General features: G+C 72.2%; 3 protein-coding genes. All 3 read right to left on the bottom strand.

Annotated elements, in window-relative coordinates; translation table 11 throughout:
* Window positions 1–193: 193 nt before the first annotated feature.
* Window positions 194–1,195, bottom strand: a complete 1,002-nt coding sequence (locus EST54_RS33645) for a LacI family DNA-binding transcriptional regulator (RefSeq protein WP_129251455.1) — start codon at window positions 1,193–1,195, stop codon at window positions 194–196.
* Between the two features lie 282 nt (window positions 1,196–1,477).
* Complete coding sequence (locus EST54_RS35995) at window positions 1,478–1,603, bottom strand: hypothetical protein (RefSeq protein WP_256331947.1); 126 nt, start codon at window positions 1,601–1,603, stop codon at window positions 1,478–1,480.
* A gap of 428 nt (window positions 1,604–2,031) precedes the next feature.
* Window positions 2,032–2,460, bottom strand: coding sequence for an organic hydroperoxide resistance protein (locus EST54_RS33640; protein WP_129251454.1), 429 nt, complete (start codon window positions 2,458–2,460; stop codon window positions 2,032–2,034).
* Window positions 2,461–2,599 lie beyond the last annotated feature (139 nt).

Here is a 2,599-nt window from a genome sequence, read left to right as displayed (position 1 = left end):
GCTTGGTGCGGGGCTTGATGGGGGCGGCGTGGGTGTGGTCGGCCCGGGGCGTTGACTCGGGTGGCTGGCCCGGGCGTTGACCCGGCGGGGGACTGGCGCGGTCGTTGACTTCGGGTGGTTGAAATGGTTGTCGACTACGGGGCGGGTGCGTGGCCGGCCCGGATCGCGGGCCTCGGCAGCGCACCGGCCCGGCTCACGGCGTGGGCGGCTCGCCGCAGGAGCGACGGGTGACCAGATGGGCCGGCAGCAGTACCGAATCGGCGGGCCGTCCCTCGATCCGGGCCAGCAGGGTGTGCACGGCGGCCCGGCCCAGTTCGCGGGTGGGCTGGGCGATGGCGGTCAGCGGCGGATCGGTGTGGGTGAACCACGGCACGTCGTCGTAGACCACCAGCGCCACCTCGTCCGGGACCCGCAGCCCGCGCGCGCGGAGTTCGTCCATCGCGCCCAGCGCCATCAGGTTGTCGGTGGCCAGCACCGCGTCCGGCGGCTCGGCGAGGTCGAGAAGGGCACTCATCACCCGCCGGCCGCCGGTGTGCTGCAGATCAGGGGTGCTGCCGACCCGCTCGTCGGGCAGCGCGAGGCCGTGTTCGGCCAGCGCGGCGCGGAAGAGTTCGAGGCGCTCCTCGCCGGTCGGTGTGCCGGCCGGGGCAACGATGATCGCGGGACGGCGTCGGCCGAGGGCGGCGAGATGGCCGGCGAGCTCGGTGAGCGCGGTGCGGCCGTCGGCGCGTACGCACGGAGCGTCGATGCCGGGTACCAAGCGGTCCAGCAGGACCAGCGGGGTGCCGGAGGCGACGACCTCGCTCAGCATCGCCGAGCCGGTGCCCGCCGAGCTGACCAGCAGGCCGTCGATCCGGCGGTCGAGCAGGGTGCGGATGTAGTCGTCCTGCTGCACGGGGCGCTCGCCGGCATTGCCGATGACCAGGCTGTAGCCGAGGCTGCGGGCCTCGTCCTCGACGGCGTCGGCCAGCTCGGTGAAGAACGGATTGGTGAGATCGCTGATGATCAGGCCGAGCGCGCCGGTCCGTGCGGTGCGCAGCGCGCGGGCGACGTTGTTGGGGCGGTAGCCCAGCTCCTGCACGGCGGCGAGCACCCGCTCCCGGGTCTCGGCAACCGGGCTGCGGCCATTGAGGACCCGGGAGACCGTGGCGACGGAGACTCCAGCCCGCTCTGCCACATCCTTGATGTTCGCCATGGCGCCGTTGCCATTCTGTCCGTGCGATCGCTCACCGGCCCGTGGGCCGGCTTCGCATGATCGAGGTGTAATCGATTTCGTAGGAATGCGCGAGGGCTACGAAATCGATTACACGGCGGGTGCGTCAAGACGGCATACATGTTGCCTGCGTCACATCAGGGCCCGTGCCGTGGCGGGCCGGGGGCACGGCAGGACCTGCCGAGCCCGGGCACTCCCCCGTTGACCGCCCCGCCTCGACGGCGGGCACCGGCCGTGTCCGGACCCTCTGGGGCGACCCGGCACTCAGCGGGTGAACTGCCCCACACACGCGACGATCGCCACAAACAGGCCCAGCACCCCGATGACGACCTGCCATCTGTCAGACGGCGCCCACCGGTCGCTTTCCTGCTCCGTGTCCTGATCGTCCATCGCTCCTCCTCGCTCCTCCGGACAGGCCCCGGAGGCCAGGGCCCCCACCGGCCGGCCGCCGGCGGAGCTGTGGGGAGGAACGCGGTGAAGCGCCGTAAGAATAGCGCGAGTTGACGAACCTTCGACCAGAACCAGGTGCCTGCTCCAGGCGGCCACACGTCGCTGACCCACTGCGCCGAGGTCGACCTCGCCGCCACCCCAGCACCTACGCCGGGCTCCCTCCCCAACCCCGTTCCCATGGCCGACTTCACCACCCCAGTACCCACACCGGGGGCCACACCCCGCACCCCAGCACCTACACCGAGGGCCGCCCCGTTACCCCGATCCGCACGCGAGGGTCCGCACCCGAAACCCCACACCTACCCGAGGGGGCCGCACCCCGTAGCGGGATGCGGCCCCTGGTGTGGCATCGCCGGCGGCGCCGGGCGTCAGGCGACGGCCAGCTTGACCTCGATGTTGCCGCGGGTGGCGCGGGAGTACGGGCACACCTGGTGCGCCTTCTCCACGAGGTCCTGGGCAGTGGCCGCGTCGACGTTCGGGATCTTGGCGGAGATCTCGACGGTGAGGCCGAAGCCGCCGTCGGGGGTCTTGCCGATGCCGACCTCGGCGGTCACCCGTGAGCCGGCGACATCGACGTTCTCCCGGCGGGCGACGACGCTGAGCGCACCCTGGAAGCAGGCGCTGTAGCCGGCCGCGAAGAGCTGCTCCGGGTTGGTGCCGGCGCCGCTGCCGCCCTGCTCCTTGGGCGGGTTGACGACCACGTCGAGCTTGCCGTCGTCGCTGGCGACGCGGCCGTCACGGCCGTTCTCAGCGGTGGCGACGGCGGTGTAGACGACGTCGACGGTCTGGATGGACATACCGAATCCTCCTGTGGTTCGCCGCGACTCGCGCCCACGGATCGCGACGGCGTGCCGCCGAGCCTAACGGGCCGGGGTGCGGGGGTGGGAGGAGAGGCGCACGGTTCTACGGCTTCCCCGCCCCTCCCCTTCCCCACCC

The organism is Streptomyces sioyaensis (assembly GCF_004122735.1).
Classification (GTDB): Bacteria; Actinomycetota; Actinomycetes; order Streptomycetales; family Streptomycetaceae; genus Streptomyces; species Streptomyces sioyaensis.
This window is presented reverse-complemented; position numbering and strand designations above follow the sequence as displayed.